We start from the raw sequence: 19,360 nt of genomic DNA on the forward strand, positions 1-19,360 counted from the left end.
CTAGCCGACTGCCTAGAATGGGGGTCATGACGCAAAGGAACCTGGCCGCAGAGAACGGCGAGCCCTTCTCCCGCATCGCGCCGGAAGCCGGGCTGTTGCTCGGAGCGGGCCGAGCCATCTTGCTTCAGCTGGCCCACCCGCAGATTGGCCGGGCCATTGCCGAGCACTCTGATTTCGCCGCCAACCCGCTCAGCCGGCTGATTCATACCCTCGGCTATATCTATGCATTGAGCAATGGCACAGCAGAACAGCAGCGCAAGATCATCGCCCATGTGGACGCGGCGCACCGGCCCATTCGCGCAACGCGTGACGAGGGCAGGCCCGCGTATTCTGCGCTGGATCCCAGGCTGCAGTTGTGGGTGGCGGCCACGCTCTATGATTCGGCCCGCGTGATTGCCGGCCAGATCCTGGATGAAAACGAGGCAGACCAGGAAGAGCTCTACCTGCAGTACGCACGGCTCGGTGAGGCCTTGCAGATGCCGGTCGACTACTGGCCGCAGGACCTCGGCGGCTTTGAGCAGTACTTTGCGCAGAATCAAGCGGAGCTGGAAGTCACCGACCGGACCAGGGCGCTGGCCCGCGAACTTTTCGAAGCACGCAATGCCCCATGGTGGGTCCGGATCGGCATGCCGCTGATGCGCGACGTGACCATCGCCCAGCTGCCGGCCCCGGTGCGCGAGGGCTTCGGCTATCGCCTCACCGGGAAAGCCGCGAGGCGCAACGCCCGCGTCATCGCCGTCGCCAGGGCCGCCACGCGGCTGCTGCCGCGAGTCCTCAGGCATGCCCCGATGCGGCTGATATTGCGCCGCGTCGACAAGATGGCCTAGCCGGCCCGAAGCCTAGTGCCCCGAGCCGTTCTCTGGTCCAACCCGGATCAGGATCCGTGGCAGCGCCACCAGCAGGAACAAGGCCACCAGGATCAGCGGCCCTCCGATCCAGGCCCCGATTTGCCAGCCGAAGAGCACCTGCAGCACAAACCAGACGCAACCCGAGACCAGCAGCCCCACGCCGATGCCCACGATCTTCACGATGGCGTGGCCCAAGCTGACCGTCTGCTCTTTGAGCCGCTGTCCGAAGAGATACCGGTGCACGGCCACGGGGGTGATCAGCAGCAGAATCAGCACAGTGGCCGCCACCAGCAAGATGATGTAGACCACCTCGTCGGTTCGGCTGAGCATCTCGAACCTCGCCTGGAAGGGCAGGACCACCAGGAAAGCAGCCAGGATCTGCACACCAGTTTGCATCACCCGCATTTCCTGCAGCAGCTCGTTCCACTGCCGGTGTGGTGCGCCATCGCTGGTATCGGGGTGGGAACGCTTGATCATCACTGTTCTCCTCGGCCTCAATCCGCCAGCTGGTTGAACCCCGCCGGCTCAAACGACTATGCCAAGCAATGCCGGTGCAGGCAAGAGCTTGCTGGCCCGCCGGGCCAAACTGTAGGTCGCGGCCGGTACATTCGGGAGCCAAGCAGAATTCGATGATGGAGGAGCAGATGGAACCTGATGGCGCCGCCGGGAGCAGCATTGATGTGTGGTCGATGCCCAGCCAGGGCCTGGCCTGGTGCGATTGCGGCAAAGGCCATGAACTCACGGAGGAGATCGTGCTCCAGGCTATGGCGGCAGCAGGATTTGGACCCGGCCGGCCGCTGGCCCATGGACAGCTGGCCGAGCTGATTGCGGATCTCTGGCACTACTCACAGGTCTGCCGGTTCTTCCACCTGGCCGTGGAGCAGGCGGCGATGCGTATCCGCGGGAAGGTCGATGAAATCTACCCGTGGGAACACGGTACCGATATCGTTGGATACTTCTCGAAGACCTGGCAAGGATGCCCCGACGCGGCCTGCCAATCCGAAGGGTGAGCGCGCGAGGTGCGAATTGAGTTCGCCCCGTGCAGGCGCATAGTGTGGGAAAGATGAAGAGCTTTGCATCCTTCCGGGCACCTGCCGACCATGACGGATTCATCCATGTGCGGGGTGCCAACGAGAACAACCTGGACAATGTCGAAGTGCGCATTCCGCGCGATGCCATTGTCGCCTTCACCGGGGTCTCCGGTTCCGGGAAATCTTCCCTGGCCTTCGGAACCATCTTCGCTGAATCCCAGCGCCGATTCCTGGAATCGGTGGCTCCCTACGCGCGGCGGCTGATTGCCCAGGGGCACACGCCCAAGGTGGAATTCATCTCCGGGCTGCCACCGGCCGTGGCCCTGCAGCAACGGCGTGGTGCTGCCAGTTCCCGTTCCACCGTCGGGACCCTGACTACGCTGTCCAACTCCGTGCGCATGCTGTTCTCCCGCGCAGGAACCTACCCCCAGGGTGCGGCGAGGCTGGATTCGGATGCCTTTTCCACCAACACCGCGGCCGGCGCCTGCGCGCAATGCCACGGTGCGGGAACGGTGCATTCGGTCAGCGAGGAATCGCTGGTCCCGGATTCCTCCCTGAGCATCAGGGACGGCGCGATTGCGGCTTGGCCCGGCGCCTGGCAGGGCAAGAACCTGCGGGACATCACCACGCACCTGGGCTACGACATCGACGTTCCGTTCCAGCAGCTGCCCGCGGAAACACGGAAGTGGCTGCTGTTCACCGAAGACCAGCCAGTCGTGGAAGTCACCCCGGAACGGGATCGCGTGGCCAAACCGTACAAGGGCCGGTTCTGGAGTGCCGAACGCTACGTCCGGCACACGGTTGCGACCTCGAAGAGCGAGAACCTGCGGTCCAAGGCGCTGGCTTTCATGCATTCGCAGGATTGCCCGGCGTGCTCGGGGACGGGATTGCGCCCCGATGCGCTACAGGTCACCTTCGACGGCCTGGATATCGCGGAATTCAACGGCAAGCCGCTCAGCTCCCTGGCCGAGCTCTTGCGCCCCTTCGCGGCTGATGCCCAGGCAGAGGCGCAGGCCGAAGTCGCGAGCATCATCAGCGCCGACCTGCTGGGCCGAATCCAGGTGCTGGTCGAGCTCGGGCTGGGATACCTGAGCCTGGACCGTGCCACCCCGACGCTGTCGCCGGGGGAAATGCAGCGCCTGCGCATCGCCACCCAGCTGCGCGCGGGACTGTTCGGCGTCATCTACGTGCTCGATGAGCCATCTGCCGGGCTGCACCCGGCCGATGTGCAGCCGCTGATCGAGGTGCTCGATGCACTCAAGGCCGAAGGCAATTCGGTGTTCGTGGTGGAGCACAACATGGATGTGGTCAGCCGTGCGCAATGGATTGTCGATGTCGGCCCGGGCGCGGGCAGCAACGGCGGGCAGGTGCTCTACAGCGGAGAAGTTTCCGGGCTGTCCGGAATTGAGGAATCCGTGACCCGGCGCTTCCTCGATCCCGGGCCTGCGCCGCGCCGCGAGCCGCGCGAAGCCCAAGGATGGGTGCAGCTGCGCGGGGTGGACCTGCACAACCTGGACGACGTGGACGCCGCGTTCCCGCTGGGGGTCTTCTGTTCGGTCACCGGCGTGTCGGGATCGGGCAAGTCCAGCCTGGTCTGCGGTGCCCTGGCCCAGGCTGCGGGCGGCCCGGTGCTTGCCGGGCCGGAGGATCCGGAGGCGGCGGCGGATCGCGCGGTGATCGCCGAGGTCACCGGCGCAGATCAGCTAAGCCGCGTAGTGCTGATGGACCAGAAGCCCATCGGGCGCACGCCCAGATCCAATGTCGCAACCTACACGGGCCTGTTCGATGCGGTCCGCAAGGCTTTCTCCGAGCTGCCGCTGTCCAGGCAACGCGGCTACAGTGCCGGACGCTTCTCCTTCAACGTTGCCGGCGGGCGGTGCGAGAACTGCCAGGGCGAAGGCTACCTGGAAATCGAGCTGCTCTTCTTGCCAGGGACCTACGGGCCATGTCCCGAATGCCGCGGAACCCGGTACAACCAGCAGACCCTGGACGTCGAATACCAGGGCAAGAACATTGCCCAGATCCTGGAACTGGACGTCAGCCAAGCCGAAGAATTCCTCTCCGGAATCCCTTCCGCGGCACGGGCCCTGGCGACCCTGCGCGAAGTCGGACTGGGGTATCTGCAGCTGGGCCAGCCAGCTACCGAAATGTCCGGCGGCGAAGCCCAGCGCATCAAGCTGGCCACCGAACTCCAGCGCCAGCGCCGCGGGCACACGCTCTATCTTCTCGATGAGCCCACCACCGGACTGCACCCTGCCGACGTGCAGCTGCTGGTATCGCAGCTGCAGCAGCTGGTCGACCAGGACAACACCGTCATCGTGGTGGAACACCAGATGGATGTGGTTGCCGCAAGCGACTGGGTGATCGATTTGGGGCCGGCCGGCGGGGATGGCGGCGGGCGCATCGTTGCCGAGGGGACCCCAACGGCGGTGGCGCAAGACAAGGCCAGCAGAACCGCGCAATACCTTGCGCGCCGGCTGGCCTTGTGAAGCTGGACTAGTTGCTGTTCAGCAGTGCGTGCGGCGGGGTCTGCACCCCGTCGGCCACCGCTTCGGCAGGATCATCGCCGAGGTGGATGATCTTGTTATCGGCATCCACATGCACCACGCTCGGCACATAGCCACGAGCCTCGGCGTCTTCCATCTGCGCATAGCTGATCAGGATGACCAGGTCGCCGGGGTGCACCAGATGCGCTGCCGCACCATTGATGCCGATGACCCCGCTGCCCGGCTCGCCGGCGATGGTGTAGGTTTCCAGGCGGGCGCCGTTGGTGATGTCTACGATGCTGACCAGTTCGCCGGGCAGGATATCCGAGGCTTCGAGCAGCTCGGAGTCAACGGTGACCGAGCCTACGTAGTGCAGGTCTGCCTGGGTGACAGTTGCCCGGTGGATCTTGGACTTGAACATGGTGCGTTGCATTAGACGATTCTTTCACGCGAGGTAAGTGGTTTCCCGGTATCCAAGCTTACGCCTCTTGCGCGCAGGTGCCCGGGCATTGTCCGGCACCCCACACAGTTGGCCGCGAACGGCTACTTTGGCAGATGGGTTTCCAGCACGCGGTGCACTTCCCCGGAGGCCAGCAACTGGCAAGCAGCTTCCAGCTCCGCAGAGAGGAAACGGTCCTCGCCCGGACCTGCGACCTTGGTGCGCAGCAGCTCCAATACGGCGCCGGTAGCCGGGCCAGGCTGCAATGGCTGGCGCAGATCCAGGGCTCGGCCGGCAATCAGCATTTCAATTGCCAGGATGCGGCGCAGGTTGGCGACCGAGGTGCGCAATTTGCGCGCCGCGTGCCAACCCAAGGAAACGTGGTCTTCCTGCATCGCTGATGACGGGATGGAATCCACGCTGGCCGGTACGGCCAAACGCTTGTTCTCCGCGACCAGTCCGGCCTGCGTGTACTGGGCGATCATCATGCCCGAATCCACGCCCGGGTCATCGGCAAGGAAAGCTGGCAGATCGCGGGAACGAGCCGGGTCGAGCATGCGATCGGTTCGGCGCTCTGCAATGGATCCCAGGTCAGCTACGGCAATGGCCAAGAAGTCCAAGACGTACGCCACGGGAGCACCGTGGAAGTTGCCGTTGGAGGTGACTTCACCCGATGGCAGCACGACAGGGTTATCGATGGCTGCCGCCAATTCGCGGGTGGCGACCAGGCGGGCATGGGCGATGGTGTCGCGCACTGCGCCGGTAACCTGCGGGGAGCAGCGCAGCGAGTAGGCATCCTGCACCCGGCCGTCGCCTTCGCGGTGCGAAGCGACAATGGGGGAGCCCGAAAGGAAGCTGAACATGTTCGCAGCACTGCGGCCCTGGCCCGGATGCGGGCGCAGCGGTTCGTGCAGTTCAGCACGGAAGACCTGGTCGGTGCCCAGCTGGGCTTCGACGCTCATGGCCGCGGTGGCATCGGCAATGTCTGCGAGCTCTTCCAGGTCTGCCAGTGCCATCAGCAGCTGGCCGAGCATGCCGTCGGTGCCGTTGACCAGCGCCAGGCCTTCCTTCTCCGCCAGTTCGACAGGTTCCAGTCCTGCTTCAGCAAAGAGCTCCGGCACTGGGCGCTTCACGCCTTCGCGGTCAGTGGCCTCGCCTTCGCCCATCAAGACCAGTGCGCAGTGGGAGAGCGGAGCAAGGTCTCCTGAGCAACCCAGCGAACCGTACTCACGCACCACCGGGGTGATGCCGGCATTAAGCAGTCCAACCATGGTTTCCAGCACTACCGGGCGCACGCCGGTGCGGCCCGAGGCCAGGGTCTTGGCGCGCAGGAACATCAGCGCGCGCACCACTTCGCGCTCAACTGGGTCGCCCATGCCGGCTGCATGCGAGCGGATCAGCGAACGCTGCAGTTTAGCGCGGTCCTCGGGAGCGATGTGGCGCGTTGCCAGGGCGCCGAACCCGGTGGAAATGCCATAGACCGGGGTGTCGGCTGAAGCCAGGGCATCAATGTGTGCGCGGACTGCTGCCAGTTCTTCAAGAACCTGAGGCGCGAGGCTAATCTGCGCGTTGTGCCGGGCTACCGCAATCACGTCATCGGCGGTGGCGCCAGCTAGGTCCAGGGTTACGTGCGGGGAAGTAGCCATGATTTTCAATCCGTTCTCTACGCTGCAATGAGGTCTCTAATCTCCATTGTTCGGCAGAACGAGTTTGCACGGCACTGATATTCGGGTCATCTGTCCGAAATGCCAGACAGTGCCCTGGAGGGAGAAAAGAACGGACCTCCAATTGGAGGCCCGTTCAGGGGTTCCGGTTTCAGAAGGTGATGCCTTCGAAGGCTTCCTCGCCAAATTTGTTGGACGAGCCGTTGTCCGTGACCTTGGCGTTCTCGTTAAGGGATGCGGCAGAATTGCCGATGCCGCTAAAGGTTACGTGCTTGATGTTCTTGACCGCTGCGATATTACCGCTGCCGTCCAGCTCAAGATTCTTGATGTGCGGAGCGACGATCATGTTTCCGGAACCAGAGACGGTGACGTTCTGGCAATCGCCGATGAGCTTCAGCATTTGACCCATTTCAGAGATATCCATGCCGCCCGTGCACCTGATTTCGGTCGCTTGCGCATCGAGGAAATCATAGACGGACTGGAAGGTGCTGTCCGCAGGTGCCTTCGGAACATTGGGAGTACCAGTAGAAGCGCCTTCTGGGGCTTTGGAGCTTGGGGTGACGCTGCCTTCGATAGGCCCGGCGTTCTCCGGTGCCATGCTTTCTTCTGCTGGTGCGCTTGTCTCTTCGCTGGAGGGTTGGATGCTCACGCAACCTGCCAGTGCGACTGCAAGGATTCCAACCGCCAGCGGCCCAGCGAGGCGTTTGGTAATTTTCGAGAACATAACCATCCTGTCAATCGAACCGGCCAGCGCATTTGGACACGCGGTATAGATACATTCTGCGTTGAATGACGACAAATGACCAACGCGAACGGCTCAGGAACGAATGAGTTCTCGTGCCCCGGGAGCACGCAACCATGCAATTTGCTGACGATTCCGTGCGGGGCAAAAGTAATCGCTTCACCGCTTGCCCAGTGCAAGCAGTGAAGCGATTACTAGTGCCCAGGGGGAGAAGGGGCACGATTTGAGCCGGCAGGCGAACCTACCGGGCTATTTGGTACCTAGAATCCTTCATTCCGCTCTTCGGAACCAAACTGGCTTTCATCGTTTCCATACGATTGGCCATCGGACTGCTGTCCGGACTGGCTTTCGCCGCCAAACGATTCCTCACCGGATTCGTTGCTATCGCCGTAGGACTGCTGCTCCGACTGCTGTCCGGACTGGCTGTCGCTGCCGTAGGACTGCTGTTCTGACTGCTGGCTTTCGCCGCCACCGTAGGACTGCTGTTCCGACTGGCTGTCATTGCCGTAGGACTGCTGGCTTTCGCCACCGCCATAGGACTGCTGTTCTGACTGCTGGCTTTCGAATCCGCCATTGTCATTTGATCCGAAATCTGAATTGGACTGGCTTTCGAAGCCTTCAGATTCGTTGTTGTCGAAGTTCCCGAACTGCTCGTTTGCATCCTGCTCAGACATGCTGTCCTCCGTGGGTCGGTGGTTCCTGACTTGCCCTACGCTATGCGTAGAAAAAGCCCGGTTCAAGGATTTCGGGGAAGCTCAGAGCCGCTGGAAACCCGCAGTTAAGCCAATACCCATGGTGTTCAGAGACTTCGGCCAATATTCACTACTGCGTGCTAAAGGAATCGCCATTCCCGGGAACCCGAGGGACAAGGAGGATTTTCCGCAGCTGCCATGGCGGCTTCTGGAATTGCTCAACAGGCGCGAAGAGAAAGCTGAACGTTCTCCGAAAGAATTGTCCATCCGGTCGGAATCTGCCCGGTAAATCGATAGTGTCCAGACTGGGACACCGAGAAAGGTCTTGCCCCAAGCGTCCATGACAACGTAAGGAGAAGCATTGGCTAATTCGAAGAAGACTCCAGCAAAGAAAACTGATCGCGAAAACGCAGAAAACGGGTTCGTGGCTCCGGAAGTGCTGCGCGAGTCCTTGCAGACCGTGCTGATCCAGCTGCTGGACCTGCAATTGGTGGGCAAGCAAATCCACTGGAACGTCGTTGGTCCCAACTTCCGCGACCTGCACCAGAACCTCGACGAAATCGTTGATATCGCGCGCCGCGGCTCGGATGAAATCGCCGAGCGGATGCGAGCTTTGCATGCCACTCCGGACGGGCTGGCAGCAACGGTCACGAAGTACACGAAGCTGGAACAACCCGTGAATACCGAAATCCTGACCACCAATGCAGTGGACATGGTAGTCAAGGCACTGCAGACCACTGTGGGAGTCATGCGAGAGGTCCATGACCCGGTGGATGAAGCGGATCCGACCACCGCCGATATCCTGCACCAGTACATTGCGGATCTGGAGCAGCAAGCCTGGTTTATCAGCGCGGAAACCCGCAAGCCGTAAACCGGGCCGCGCGGTCCTGGAATTGAATAAATAGCCTGAGGCACCACAAACAGTGGTGCCTCAGGCTATGTGCGCGTCCTACTTCTCCTGTGCGGCCATCGGGATGCGCACGCCGCGCTCAGCGGCAACTTCGGCGGCGCGTTCGTATCCGGCATCGACGTGGCGGATGACGCCCATGCCCGGGTCATTGGTCAGCAGTGCCTCCAGCTTCGCGGCGGCCATTTCGCTGCCGTCAGCCAAGGAGACCTGGCCGGCGTGGATGGAACGGCCCATGCCCACGCCACCGCCATGGTGGATCGAAACCCAGGTGGCACCCGAACTGGTTGCGGTCAAGGCGTTCAGCAGCGGCCAGTCGGCCACGGCATCGGTGCCATCCTTCATGGCCTCGGTCTCGCGGTACGGCGAAGCTACCGAACCCGAATCCAGATGGTCGCGGCCGATCACGATAGGTGCAGAGACCTTGCCTTCGGCGACCAGCTGGTTGAACAGCAAGCCGGCCTTGTGGCGCTCGCCGTAGCCCAGCCAGCAGATGCGCGCCGGCAGGCCCTCGAACTCCACGTGCTTCTGTGCGGCATCCAGCCAGCGATGCAGGTGCTGGTTTTCCGGGAACAGGTCCTTCAGCGCCTGGTCGGTGACCTTGATGTCCTCGGGATCCCCGGACAGCGCTACCCAGCGGAACGGGCCCAGGCCTTCGCAGAACAGCGGACGGATGTAGGCCGGGACGAAGCCCGGGAATTCGAAGGCGCGGGTGAAACCGCCCTTGCGTGCCTCGTCGCGGATCGAGTTGCCGTAGTCGAAGACCTCCGCGCCGGCGTCCTGGAATCCCACCATCGCCTCGACCTGCGCGGCCATGGCGGCCTGGGCTTTCTTGGTGAAGCCGGCCGGATCGGCTTCGGCTTCGGCGTGCCATTGGTCCATGGTGTATTCCACCGGCAGGTAGCTGAGCGGATCGTGGGCACTGGTCTGGTCGGTGACGATGTCGAAGGAGAATTCTCCAGCTTCGTGGCGCTTGAGCAGCGCCGGGAAGACCTCGGCGGCGTTGCCGACGTAGCCCACCGACAGCGGGCGGCCTTCGGACTTGGCTGCCAGGACTTTGCCCAGCGCCTTGTCCAGATCCAGCTCGACCTCATCGAGGTAGCGCTTGGAGGCACGGCGGCGCAGTCGGGTTTCATCCACGTCAACGATCAGCACGGCACCGCCGTTGAGGGTCACGGCCAGCGGCTGGGCGCCGCCCATGCCGCCGCAGCCACCGGTCAAGGTCAGGGTTCCGGCCAGCGAGCCCTTGAAGCGCTTCTCGGCGATCGCGGCGAAGGTTTCGTAGGTGCCCTGCAAGATGCCCTGGGTGCCGATGTAGATCCACGAACCGGCGGTCATCTGGCCGTACATCATCAGGCCTTCGGCTTCGAGCTTGCGGAAGTGCTCCCAATTGGCCCAGTCGCCAACGAGGTTGGAGTTGGCAATCAGCACCCGTGGTGCCCACTTGTTGGTCTTGAAGACGCCGACCGGCTTGCCGGACTGCACCAGCAGCGTCTCGTTCTCTTCCAGGTCCTTGAGCGTCTGGACGATCGCGTCGAATGCCTCCCATGAGCGGGCTGCCTTGCCGGTGCCGCCGTAGACCACGAGATCCTCGGGGCGTTCGGCAACTTCCGGATCCAAGTTGTTCATCAGCATGCGCAATGGGGCTTCGGTGGCCCAGGACTTGGCGGTCAGTTCGGTACCGCGCGGGGCGCGGACAACACGTGGTTCGTGGCTCATGGCAATTCCTTACGATGTAACGTAGCTAACTGATTCCATCATTGGCTATCGGCCATGGCTTGGGTACCGGAGAATGGGCAGAGCTGTCCGGTATTTCAGAATCGGAGGAATTTCCGGTTGCCTCCAGCTCCTAGGTGGCGGGGATCAGCGCCAGCGCGCTGCGTTCGATGGCCTCCGGGCTCAGGGCTTGGCTGATGGCGATCATGCTGGCTCCGCGCAGGGCTCCAACTTCCCAGCTGCGCGAGGTGCGGATCTGCAGGTGCTGGGTGGACAGCGGCGCTCCGCGCTGGTAGACCACCTCGCGGATGCCTGCCAGCAGGTGCTCTCCGGCGGCGGAGATCCGACCTCCGACCACGATCAGCGACGGGTTCAGCAAGCTCACGCTGGCAGCCAATACCTCGCCCAAGTCGCGGCCGGCTTGGCGCACTGCATGGATCGCTTGGATGTTCCCCGAGTTCACCAGGGCGACCACATCGGTGTTGCTGTGCGCTTCGATGCCCTGCGCCCGCAACGCGGTGGCAATTTTGGGTCCGGCGGCTACGGCTTCCAGGCAGCCTTCATTGCCGCAATGGCAGTAGATGCCATCGCCGCGGCGGATGCGCACGTGCCCGATATCGCCGGCTGTGCCCTGCGCTCCGCGTTGCAGCAGTCCTCCGGAAATGATGCCCGAGCCGATGCCGGTGGCCAGCTTGACGAAAATGAAGTCCTCGCTGCCGGTCTCCAGCTGGTCCTTCTCGCCAATGGCCATGAGGTTGACGTCATTGTCCACGACTACCAAGGCGTCCAGCTGCTGCTGGAACCAAGCGGGGATGTCGAAGTCGTCCCATCCGGGCATGATGGGCGGATTGGCGGGACGGCCGGTCTCGAAATTCACCGGCCCTGGCACTCCCATGCCTATGGCAATGACATCGTCACGGGTGCGGCCCAGCGAATCGAGCAAGCCATCGGCCAGATCCATCGCGGTCTGCAAGATCGCCACCGGGCCGTCGGCGAACGAAATGGGAGCCTGGGATTGCACTAGGGGAGTGGGGGCCAGATCGGTCAGCGCAACGCGCAGGTGGCTGGCTCCCAGATCGACGGCCAGCACCAGGCGGGCATCGGGGAGCAGGGCAAGCCGCTGGGGAGGGCGGCCTCCGGTGGACGCGCCATCCGCGATGGTGCCAACCAGGCCCAGCTGGATGAGCACGTCGAGGCGCTCTTGCAGGGTGGAGCGAGCCATGCCGGTCAGGGCGGCAAGGTCCGTGCGGCTGTGCGCGGCACCGTCCATGAACAGTTGCAAGACGTCGCCTGCCCCACTGGCGCCGCGGGCGAATTGCATGCTTTGGGGGCTCGAAGGATTGGCCATGAACCCAGTAAAACACAGCAATGGACGCGAAGCCGAAACACTTTATGAGAATGTCGACATACTTCTATTGACTATCGACAAAAGTAAAACTAGTCTCAAGGTGTGATGCAAGTCATGAGCATCTGGATCGCACCCACCACTTCTTTCAGGAGACGCCTTTGCCTGCCCACGACCTATCAATCCAGCTGTACACGCTGCGCGAGCACATCGCAGAGAACCTGGCCGCGACGCTCGAACGCGTAGCTGGCATCGGCTACACGCAAGTCGAGCCGTACAACTTCGTGGCCCGCGCTGACGAGTATGCACAGGCGCTGGCCGAGAACGAACTCAGCGCGCCAACGGCGCACGCACCGCTGCTCTCCTCGGACTACGACGAGGTCTTCGCCGCGGCCGGCAAACTCGGCATCAGCACCGTCATCGATCCGTTCATCCCGGCGGAGCAGTGGCAGGATGCCGAGTCCATCGGTGCCATCGCGCAGAAGCTCAACGCCGCCTCCCGGCGCGGGGCCGAATACGGCATCAGGGTCGGTTACCACAACCACGACTGGGAGATCTCCAGCAAGATCAATTCCAAGACGGCCCTGGAATACCTGGCTAGCCTGCTGGACCCGGAAGTCGTCCTGGAAGTGGACACCTACTGGGTTGCCGTGGGCGGCGCCGATGTGCTCCAGCTGCTTGAAGCGCTGGCTCCCCGCGTCGTGGCCCTGCACATCAAGGACGGACCGAAGTCCAAGAACCACAAGGAACAGGTGCCGGTGGGCAGCGGATCCATGCCGATCGACCAGATCATCGACGCCACCAGCGGCATGCTGCATGTAGTGGAACTCGATGACTTCGCAGGCGACATCTTCCAGGCCGTGTCCGAAAGCCGCGCCTACCTCGTAGCAGAAAAGAACTAGGGACTATGGAATTCCAGAATCAGCCCATGGGCGTGGGCATTGTCGGAGCCGGCACCATCAGCGACCAGTACCTGGAGAACCTCACCGCATTCCCGGACCTCGCCGTGCGGTTCATCGCCGACCTGGATACCGAGCGCGCAGCAAGCCAAGCGCGCAAATGGTCCGTGGAAGCCTCGGGAACCTATGCTGAATTGCTGGCCCGCGAAGACATCCAGATCGTCGTGAACCTGACGATCCCGGCAGTTCATGTCGAGGTAGCCCTGCAGGCGGTGGCCGCCGGCAAGCACGTCTGGGGCGAGAAGCCCTACGCGCTGGACCGCGAATCCGGACGGCAGCTGGTCGAAGCCGCCAAGGCAGCAGGAGTCCGCGTCGCCGTGGCCCCGGATACCATCCTGGGTGCGGGCCTGCAGACCGGCCTGCGGCAGATTGAAGCAGGCGCCATCGGCACCCCGCTTTCGGGCCTGGCCATCTTCCAGGGCCCCGGCCCGGAATCCTGGCACCACAGCCCGGAATTCCTCTTCGCCCACGGCGCAGGACCGCTCTTCGACCTCGGGCCCTACTACCTGACCACCCTGGTGCGGGTCTTCGGCCCGGTAGCCAAGGTTGCCGCCCTGGGTTCGCAGGCCCGCGCGCAGCGGGTCATCGGTGCAGGCCCCAAGGCCGGAACCAGCTTCCCGGTCGAGGTCCCAACCCACGTCGGAGCGCTGCTCTCCTTCGAATCCGGGGCCAGTGCGCAGTGCATCTTCAGCTTCGACTCCAAGCTCAAGCGTGCAGGGTTCGTGGAGATCTCCGGAACGGAAGGCACCGCGCAGCTGCCGGATCCGAACGAATTCACCGGAGACACCATCCTGCACTTCGGGGACCAGGAGCCGAGCGTTGTCACCGCCCAAGGATCCACCTACGGGCGCGGCACCGGCGTTGCCGAACTGGCCCAAGCCATCCGCGAGGGACGCAAGGAACGCGTGCCCGGCGAACTGGCGTTCCACGTCCTGGACATCATGGTTTGCGCCGCGGAAGCAATGGAATCGGGAGCATTCATCGACGTGGCCTCGACGGTCGAGCCCATCGCGCTGCTGGACCCGGCCTGGGATCCTTCGGCTCCCGGCATCCTTGCCTGAAGCACCACCCCTTGACAACATCACCCGCACCTGAAAAGGAATAAACATGTCTGCACCACATTTCAAGAGCAAGCTGGGGCGCTTCACCGCGATCACCTCCATCGCAGCGTTGTCGCTCAGCGGCCTGGCCGCCTGTTCCGGCTCGGCTTCCGGCTCCGGCTCGGAAGAAGCCGGGGGGACCATCACCTACTGGGCTTCGAACCAGGGCAGCTCGGTCACCCAGGACGAGGAGATCCTGGGCGAATCCATCAAGCGGTTCACCGAGGAAACCGGCATCGAGGTCGAGCTGGAAGTCGTCCCCTGGGCCGACCTGTACAACCGCATCCTCACCGCCGTCTCCAGCGGCGAAGGGCCGGACGTGCTGAACATCGGCAACACCTGGGCCACCACCTTGCAGGCCAGCGGCGCCTTCGTCCCCTTTGAAGGCGAGGCGCTGGAGGCCATAGGCGGAGCCGAGAAGTTCGTGCCGGCAGCCCTGGCCACCGGCGGCGCCGAGGGCCAGGCCCCAACCTCGCTGCCGTTGTATTCCATGGCCTACGGCCTGTACTACAACACCAAGATGTTCGAGGAAGCCGGCATCAAGCAGGCTCCGAAGACCTGGGATGAATTCTTGGCCACCGCCAAGAAGCTGACCAAGGATACCGACGACGACGGCAAGGTCGACCAGTACGGCTTCACCTTGGCCGGACAGCGTACCGCCAATAATGCCCACTCCGCATTCATCCTGGGCATGCAGAACGGCGGCGAGCTGTACACCACGGACGGCAAGCCGGACTTCACCAATGATGGCGTCGTCAGCGGCGTCAACGACTGGATCCAGCTGATGGGCGAGGACGGCGTTGTCTCCAAGTCCAACGCCGAGATCAATGACGGTTCGGTGCTGCCAGGGGAAATCATGGACGGCAACGCCGCCATGTTCTTCGACCAGGCCCCGGGCAAGTCCTTCAATGCCGCTGACTTCGAGGACTACGCCATGGCGCCCATCCCGCTGAAGAACGCCGATGCCACCGGGCTGGAAGCCACCCAGTCGCTGGTTGCCGGCATCAACGTGAGCGTCTTCGAGAACTCGGATAACAAGGATGCCGCCCTTGAATTCGTGAACCACCTGCTCAGCGTCGATGAGCAGAAGAAGCTGAACGCCAAGTACACCTCGCTGCCATCGGTCACCGAAGCTTTCGACGACCCGGCCTTCGACACCCCCGAGCAGCAGGCCAAGAAGGAGATCCTGGCCAATAACGCTGCCCCGATGCCGCTGTTCCCCACCGAAGGGCAGATGGAATCCCTCGTAGGCGAGGCCATCGCCAAGCAATTCGCCAGGATTGCCCAGGGCGAAAAAATCACCGAGGCCGATGTCCGCAAGGCATTGGAAGACGCGCAGAAGCAGATGCCGGCTAGCTAGCGGCCCGACACGTTGCACTGGCCGTGGGAGCGGACCTCCTTGCGCCCCCGCGGCCAGTAGCAGCACCCAAATTCGTTTTCATGAAAGGAGACCGAATGTCGGCGCCAGCCCAGACACCGCCTCGAATCAGCGAACCGCTCAAGCCCCGCGACGCTTCAAGGGCGATCAAGCGCAGTTCAATCAAGCGCGACCGGTTCTTCCCCTATGCGCTCTCAGCTCCCGCAGCATTCCTGGAACTGCTGATCCACATCATCCCGATGCTGCTCGGCGTATGGATCGCCTTCCTCTCGCTGACCCAGTTCTCCATTGCCAACTGGGTCAAGGCCCCGTTCGTGGGACTGCAGAACTTCACCACCGCGCTGGACCCCAACGGTCCGATCGGTTCCCAATTCTTCGACGCCCTCGGGCGCACCTTCCTGTTCACCTTCCTGGTAGTGGCAATCGCCTGGAGCCTTGGCATCTTCGCCGCGGTCTTGCTGGCATCCAAATTCCGCAGCAACGGATTCTTCCGCACCCTGTTCCTGGTGCCCTACGCACTGCCAAGCTACGTCACCACCATCGCCTGGGCGTTCATGTTCAACCAGCGCGATGGCATGGTCAACCGCTTCCTGGTCGAAGACCTCGGGATCCTGGAGGAAGGGCCGTTCTGGCTATTGGGCGGGAATTCCTTCTTTGTCATGGTGGTTGTCGCCGTCTGGCAATTCTGGCCTTTCGCTTTCCTGATGCTGCTGGCCGCCCTGCAATCCATCCCGAACGAAGTCTATGAAGCCGCTTCCCTGGACGGAGCCAGCCTGTGGAAGCAGTTCACCAGGATCACCCTGCCAATGATCAAGCACGCCAACGTGGTGCTGCTTTTGATGCTGGGACTGTGGGTGTTCAACCAGTTCGACACCCCCTACCTGCTCTTCGGCCCGGTGTCCCCGGAAGAAGCAACCCTGATTTCCCCGTTGATCTACCAGCAGTCCTTCAACAACTGGAACTTCGGCGTGGGTGGCGCCTTGAGCGTCGTCCTGCTGATTGCCCTGCTGATCGTCTCAGCGTTCTACATCCGACTTGTCATGCCGAAGGGAAAGAGCATCGATGATTGAGACCCGCGGCTTCCGCATCCTGCGAGTTTTCGGACTGGCCTTCATCACCCTGATCATCGTGCTGCCGCTCTACGTGGTGCTCACGACCTCCATCAAGCCCCTCAAGGATGTGCGCGGCGCCTTCGAGTGGATTCCCTCGGAAATCACGCTGGCCCCGTACCTGGATATCTGGACCACGGTGCCGCTGGGCAAGTACTTCGCCAACTCGTTGATCGTGACCATCAGCGCCACCATCCTCTCGGTTTCCATCGCGATCCTGGCCGCCTATGCGCTCTCGCGCTTCGACTTCCGCGGGGCTCGGTCCTTCCGGCTGATCGTGCTCTCCACCCAGATGTTCCCCGGCATCCTGTTCCTGCTGCCGCTCTTCTTGATCTTCACCCAGCTGGAGCGTGCCGTGGGACTGCAGCTGAACGGAACCTACCTGGGGCTGATCGTCACCTACATGACGTTCTCCCTGCCATTCTCCATCTGGATGCTCACCGGCTTCTTTGCCGCCATGCCCAAGGAACTGGAAGAGGCGGCCATGGTCGATGGACTTGGCCGGCTCGGCGCACTGCTCAAGGTGGTCTTGCCGGTAGCACGCCCGGGGATCATCGCGGTGTCGGTCTACTGTTTCATCACTTCCTGGAGCGAAGTGCTCTTCGCCAGTGTGCTCACCAATTCGGACACCAGGACGCTGTCCATCGGCTTGCAGGCCTACGCTTCGCAGACCGATGTGTACTGGAACCAGATGATGGCCGCCTCGGTGGTGGTATCGATTCCGGTGCTGGTCGGTTTCCTCTTCGCGCAACGGCACCTGGTCGCAGGCTTGTCCTCCGGCGCGGTCAAGTAAGAAAAGACAAGGAATTACATGTCCCAGTTGAACAGCCAGCAGGCTGCACCGGCCATGCAGGAACTGAAGGTCGGCGTCATCGGCGGCGGCTTCATGGCCCGGACCCACGCCGATGCGATCCGCCGGGCAGGCGCCCAGCTCATCGGGGTGCGGTCCAACGGCGAGCAATCCACCCGCCAAGCGTCAGCCGCCCTGGGCGTGCCCGGTTTCGGCAGCGTCGAAGCGCTGCTCGCCCAATGCGACGCCGTGCATGTCACCTCGCCCAATGCGTTGCATGCCGAGCAGGCAGCCTCCGCACTGGCAGCTGGCTTGTCCGTTGTTTGCGAGAAGCCGCTGGCGACCAGCGCCCGGGAAGCCGGCGAGCTGGCCTTGCTGGCATCGCGTTCCCGAGCCGTGGCTTCGGTGCCGTTCGTCTACCGCTACCACCCCATGGTGCGGCAGGCCCGGGCCCACGTGCAGGAAGGGAAACTTGGCCGGCTGCTGACCGTGCGTGGCCAGTACCTGCAAGACTGGATGCATACGGTCAGCGACAGCAACTGGCGGGTAGAACCGGCCAAAGGCGGACCTTCGCGGGCCTTCGCGGACATCGGTTCGCATCTGGTGGATCTGCTGGAATTCATTGCGGGGGAGCGGATCGTTCGGCTGAACGCGGCCACCTCCATTGCCCATAAGCAGCGGGGCGCCGTGGACGTCGATACCGAGGATGCTGCCGCCTTGATTGTGCAGATGGCTTCGGGAGCCATCGGCACGCTGATGGTGTCACAGGTCAACGCCGGCCGGAAAAACGCCTTGACCATCGAGTTGTCCGGAGACCGGTCGGCGCTGGAATTCAAGCAGGAAAAGCCGGAAGAACTGTGGATCGGCAAACCCGACATGTCCTCGATCCTGTCCCGCCAGGCCGCTGATCTCAGTCCCGATGCCGCACGCTTGTCGGTGGTACCTGCAGGACACCCGATGGGCTACCTTGATGCTTTCGCCGCTTTCGTGGCCGACACCTACGCGGCGATCCGTCGCGAAGCACCCGAAGGGCTTCCAACTTTTGCCGATGGCGCCCGCGCCTGCCGTTTGACCGATGCCGTTCTGGAATCGGCTGATTCCGGGGACTGGATCGACACCGATGACTAGAGGAGAAACCACCATGAACGCGACGCATCCAGTGACGCTATTCAGCGGCCAGTGGGCTGATATGCCCTTCGAAGAAGTCGCCCGGCTGGCTTCAGAATGGGGTTATGACGGATTGGAAATCGCAGCCAGCGGTGACCACCTGGACCTCAAGCGTGCCGACGAGGATCCGGCCTACCTCCAGTCGCGGCTGGAAATCCTGGACAAATACGGGCTGAAAGCCTGGGCGATCTCCAACCACCTGGGCGGCCAGGCTGTCTGCGATGATCCCATCGACTTCCGCCACCAGGCCATCCTGCGCGACTATGTCTGGGGCGATGGGGATGGGGAAGGCGTCCGCCGGCGGGCCGCCGAGGACATGAAGCGCTCGGCCCGCGTCGCCCGCAAGCTCGGTGCCGATGTAGTGGTTGGCTTTACCGGCTCGAGGATTTGGCAGTACGTCGCGATGTTCCCGCCGGTTCCGGGCGAGGTCATCGATGCAGGCTACGAGGACTTCGCGGATCGCTGGAATCCGATCATGGACGAATTCGATGAGCAGGGGGTGAAGTTCGCGCTGGAGGTGCACCCATCCGAGATCGCCTACGATCACTGGACCACCGTGCGCACCATGGAAGCAATCGGCCACCGCGAAGCGTTCGGGCTGAACTGGGATCCAAGCCATATGTTCTGGCAGGGCATCGACCCGGTCGCATTCATCACCGACTTCGCCGACCGCATCTACCACGTGGATTGCAAGGACACCCGGATGCATCATCCCAACGGGCGCAATGGCATCCTGGGTTCCCATCTCCCGTGGGGCGATCCCCGCCGGCGCTGGGACTTCGTCTCCACCGGCCACGGAGACATCAACTGGGAAGATGCCTTCCGCGCACTGGACTTCCACGGGTACAAGGGCCCCATCTCCATTGAATGGGAAGACGCGGGAATGGACCGCTTGCACGGTGCGAAGGAAGCTGTGGGCTACATCCGCAGCCTCCTGTTCAAGCGCCCCGAAGCGTCCTTCGACGCGGCATTCTCGAACCAGTAGCC

18 protein-coding genes are annotated in these 19,360 nt (G+C 62.9%); 11 read left to right on the top strand and 7 right to left on the bottom strand.

From position 1 onward, the window contains the following. The first annotated feature begins 26 nt into the window (after nucleotides 1-26). Entirely contained in the window at nucleotides 27-827 is an 801-nt protein-coding gene (locus tag ACIOTN_RS08660) for an oxygenase MpaB family protein (protein WP_105661952.1), read from the top strand. Nucleotides 828-839: 12 nt separating this feature from the next. Here the strand turns inward: ACIOTN_RS08660 and ACIOTN_RS08665 are convergent, their stop codons facing one another. Continuing rightward, nucleotides 840-1,325: a DUF6328 family protein gene (locus ACIOTN_RS08665; RefSeq protein ID WP_105656337.1), complete on the bottom strand. Its 486-nt coding sequence runs from the start codon at nucleotides 1,323-1,325 to the stop codon at nucleotides 840-842. 152 nt (nucleotides 1,326-1,477) lie between these two features. Between ACIOTN_RS08665 and ACIOTN_RS08670 the strand changes: the two genes are divergently transcribed. Together ACIOTN_RS08670 and ACIOTN_RS08675 are read left to right on the top strand one after the other, a co-directional pair. After that, entirely contained in the window at nucleotides 1,478-1,858 is a 381-nt protein-coding gene (locus tag ACIOTN_RS08670) for a hypothetical protein (protein WP_402735134.1), read from the top strand. A 53-nt stretch (nucleotides 1,859-1,911) separates the two neighbouring features. Next, on the top strand, nucleotides 1,912-4,368 hold the full coding sequence (locus tag ACIOTN_RS08675) for an ABC transporter (protein WP_402735135.1): 2,457 nt from the start codon (nucleotides 1,912-1,914) through the stop codon (nucleotides 4,366-4,368). A 7-nt stretch (nucleotides 4,369-4,375) separates the two neighbouring features. Here the strand turns inward: ACIOTN_RS08675 and panD are convergent, their stop codons facing one another. The 4 genes from panD to ACIOTN_RS08695 form a co-directional block, all read right to left on the bottom strand. Next, nucleotides 4,376-4,798, bottom strand: coding sequence for an aspartate 1-decarboxylase (gene panD / locus ACIOTN_RS08680; protein WP_332487588.1), 423 nt, complete (start codon nucleotides 4,796-4,798; stop codon nucleotides 4,376-4,378). A gap of 110 nt (nucleotides 4,799-4,908) precedes the next feature. Beyond that, nucleotides 4,909-6,450, bottom strand: a complete 1,542-nt coding sequence (gene hutH / locus ACIOTN_RS08685) for a histidine ammonia-lyase (protein WP_133834003.1) — start codon at nucleotides 6,448-6,450, stop codon at nucleotides 4,909-4,911. Between the two features lie 169 nt (nucleotides 6,451-6,619). Further along, on the bottom strand, nucleotides 6,620-7,267 hold the full coding sequence (locus ACIOTN_RS08690) for a hypothetical protein (RefSeq protein WP_402735136.1): 648 nt from the start codon (nucleotides 7,265-7,267) through the stop codon (nucleotides 6,620-6,622). 203 nt (nucleotides 7,268-7,470) lie between these two features. Continuing rightward, the gene (locus ACIOTN_RS08695; RefSeq protein ID WP_133834002.1) at nucleotides 7,471-7,884 is read right to left on the bottom strand and encodes a hypothetical protein; all 414 of its coding nucleotides are present in this window, start codon (nucleotides 7,882-7,884) and stop codon (nucleotides 7,471-7,473) included. Nucleotides 7,885-8,263: 379 nt separating this feature from the next. Between ACIOTN_RS08695 and ACIOTN_RS08700 the strand changes: the two genes are divergently transcribed. Further along, nucleotides 8,264-8,773, top strand: coding sequence for a Dps family protein (locus ACIOTN_RS08700; RefSeq protein WP_133834001.1), 510 nt, complete (start codon nucleotides 8,264-8,266; stop codon nucleotides 8,771-8,773). A gap of 78 nt (nucleotides 8,774-8,851) precedes the next feature. Here ACIOTN_RS08700 and hutU read toward each other — a convergent pair whose 3' ends face one another. Both hutU and ACIOTN_RS08710 read right to left on the bottom strand, forming a co-directional pair. Further along, the gene (gene hutU / locus ACIOTN_RS08705) at nucleotides 8,852-10,528 is read right to left on the bottom strand and encodes a urocanate hydratase (protein WP_105661944.1); all 1,677 of its coding nucleotides are present in this window, start codon (nucleotides 10,526-10,528) and stop codon (nucleotides 8,852-8,854) included. A 130-nt stretch (nucleotides 10,529-10,658) separates the two neighbouring features. Continuing rightward, nucleotides 10,659-11,846: an ROK family protein gene (locus ACIOTN_RS08710; RefSeq protein ID WP_388023041.1), complete on the bottom strand. Its 1,188-nt coding sequence runs from the start codon at nucleotides 11,844-11,846 to the stop codon at nucleotides 10,659-10,661. Between the two features lie 185 nt (nucleotides 11,847-12,031). On the opposite strand from ACIOTN_RS08710, the gene ACIOTN_RS08715 reads away from it, so the two are divergent. The 7 genes from ACIOTN_RS08715 to ACIOTN_RS08745 all read left to right on the top strand — a co-directional run bounded on the left by ACIOTN_RS08715 (nucleotide 12,032) and on the right by ACIOTN_RS08745 (nucleotide 19,358). Then, nucleotides 12,032-12,772, top strand: coding sequence for a sugar phosphate isomerase/epimerase (locus ACIOTN_RS08715; RefSeq protein WP_133833999.1), 741 nt, complete (start codon nucleotides 12,032-12,034; stop codon nucleotides 12,770-12,772). Nucleotides 12,773-12,777: 5 nt separating this feature from the next. Next, nucleotides 12,778-13,890: a Gfo/Idh/MocA family protein gene (locus ACIOTN_RS08720; protein WP_402735137.1), complete on the top strand. Its 1,113-nt coding sequence runs from the start codon at nucleotides 12,778-12,780 to the stop codon at nucleotides 13,888-13,890. A gap of 46 nt (nucleotides 13,891-13,936) precedes the next feature. Then, complete coding sequence (locus tag ACIOTN_RS08725; protein ID WP_133833997.1) at nucleotides 13,937-15,289, top strand: ABC transporter substrate-binding protein; 1,353 nt, start codon at nucleotides 13,937-13,939, stop codon at nucleotides 15,287-15,289. Between the two features lie 95 nt (nucleotides 15,290-15,384). Beyond that, complete coding sequence (locus ACIOTN_RS08730) at nucleotides 15,385-16,377, top strand: carbohydrate ABC transporter permease (protein ID WP_402735138.1); 993 nt, start codon at nucleotides 15,385-15,387, stop codon at nucleotides 16,375-16,377. Further along, the gene (locus ACIOTN_RS08735) at nucleotides 16,370-17,209 is read left to right on the top strand and encodes a carbohydrate ABC transporter permease (RefSeq protein WP_105656351.1); all 840 of its coding nucleotides are present in this window, start codon (nucleotides 16,370-16,372) and stop codon (nucleotides 17,207-17,209) included. Before ACIOTN_RS08730 ends, ACIOTN_RS08735 begins: the two co-directional genes overlap by 8 nt. Nucleotides 17,210-17,227: 18 nt before the next feature. Then, a complete protein-coding gene (locus ACIOTN_RS08740; protein ID WP_402735139.1) occupies nucleotides 17,228-18,334 on the top strand; it encodes a Gfo/Idh/MocA family protein in 1,107 nt (368 codons plus the stop codon). Then, complete coding sequence (locus ACIOTN_RS08745) at nucleotides 18,327-19,358, top strand: sugar phosphate isomerase/epimerase family protein (protein ID WP_402735140.1); 1,032 nt, start codon at nucleotides 18,327-18,329, stop codon at nucleotides 19,356-19,358. The genes ACIOTN_RS08740 and ACIOTN_RS08745 overlap by 8 nt, the downstream gene beginning before the upstream one ends. Nucleotides 19,359-19,360: the final 2 nt, after the last annotated feature.

It is taken from the genome of Glutamicibacter sp. NPDC087661 (assembly GCF_044743275.1).
Classification (GTDB): Bacteria; Actinomycetota; Actinomycetes; order Actinomycetales; family Micrococcaceae; genus Glutamicibacter.

Coding starts and splice junctions, on each gene's coding strand:
- ACIOTN_RS08660 (WP_105661952.1), top strand. CDS start 27: ATGACGCAAAGGAACCTGGCCGCAGAGAACGGCGAGCCCTTCTCCCGC.
- ACIOTN_RS08665 (WP_105656337.1), bottom strand. CDS start 1,325: ATGATCAAGCGTTCCCACCCCGATACCAGCGATGGCGCACCACACCGG.
- ACIOTN_RS08670 (WP_402735134.1), top strand. CDS start 1,478: ATGATGGAGGAGCAGATGGAACCTGATGGCGCCGCCGGGAGCAGCATT.
- ACIOTN_RS08675 (WP_402735135.1), top strand. CDS start 1,912: ATGAAGAGCTTTGCATCCTTCCGGGCACCTGCCGACCATGACGGATTC.
- panD (WP_332487588.1), bottom strand. CDS start 4,798: ATGCAACGCACCATGTTCAAGTCCAAGATCCACCGGGCAACTGTCACC.
- hutH (WP_133834003.1), bottom strand. CDS start 6,450: ATGGCTACTTCCCCGCACGTAACCCTGGACCTAGCTGGCGCCACCGCC.
- ACIOTN_RS08695 (WP_133834002.1), bottom strand. CDS start 7,884: ATGTCTGAGCAGGATGCAAACGAGCAGTTCGGGAACTTCGACAACAAC.
- hutU (WP_105661944.1), bottom strand. CDS start 10,528: ATGAGCCACGAACCACGTGTTGTCCGCGCCCCGCGCGGTACCGAACTG.
- ACIOTN_RS08710 (WP_388023041.1), bottom strand. CDS start 11,846: ATGCAATTCGCCCGCGGCGCCAGTGGGGCAGGCGACGTCTTGCAACTG.
- ACIOTN_RS08720 (WP_402735137.1), top strand. CDS start 12,778: ATGGAATTCCAGAATCAGCCCATGGGCGTGGGCATTGTCGGAGCCGGC.
- ACIOTN_RS08725 (WP_133833997.1), top strand. CDS start 13,937: ATGTCTGCACCACATTTCAAGAGCAAGCTGGGGCGCTTCACCGCGATC.
- ACIOTN_RS08730 (WP_402735138.1), top strand. CDS start 15,385: ATGTCGGCGCCAGCCCAGACACCGCCTCGAATCAGCGAACCGCTCAAG.
- ACIOTN_RS08735 (WP_105656351.1), top strand. CDS start 16,370: ATGATTGAGACCCGCGGCTTCCGCATCCTGCGAGTTTTCGGACTGGCC.
- ACIOTN_RS08740 (WP_402735139.1), top strand. CDS start 17,228: ATGTCCCAGTTGAACAGCCAGCAGGCTGCACCGGCCATGCAGGAACTG.
- ACIOTN_RS08745 (WP_402735140.1), top strand. CDS start 18,327: ATGACTAGAGGAGAAACCACCATGAACGCGACGCATCCAGTGACGCTA.